This window comes from Acinetobacter sp. TUM15071 (assembly GCF_008980925.1).
Lineage (GTDB): Bacteria > Pseudomonadota > Gammaproteobacteria > Pseudomonadales > Moraxellaceae > Acinetobacter > Acinetobacter dispersus.
Genome location: NZ_BKGB01000081.1, coordinates 1 through 426 on the forward strand (window position 1 = coordinate 1; position 426 = coordinate 426).

General features: G+C 37.3%; 1 pseudogene. It reads left to right on the top strand.

What is annotated here, in order from left to right:
- Positions 1–84: 84 nt before the first annotated feature.
- Positions 85–426: pseudogene (locus tag GBI66_RS19340) on the top strand (TetR/AcrR family transcriptional regulator); the annotation flags it as partial.

Consider the following 426-nt stretch of genomic DNA (forward strand, 5'->3'; position numbering starts at 1 on the left):
ATTCTGCTGAGGGCTTTATCATAGTGAGCATATTTGGCTAAAACCTATAAATTAGGAAACCATTCTTCAGGAAACAATTTATTTATGGCGACTAACGACTCAACCAGTAAAAAGAAAACAAAAAGTGTGAGTAAAGAACGTCAGTTCAAAGGGTTATCTCTATCTGAACGTAAAGAGGCACGCCGTGAAAAGCTGATTGAAGCGGGTATTGCAACCTACGGAACCCTTGGTTTTTTTTCAGTGACGGTAAAAGATGTCTGCCAAGAGGCAAAACTCACCGAACGTTATTTTTATGAATCATTTAAAAAGAGTGAAGATTTATTCCAAACCATCTTTTTAAAAATGATTGAAGAATTACAGCAAAATCTGATGCAAGCCGTGATTAAAGCTGCCCCCGATCCAGAAAAAATGGTTGATGCAGGTTTA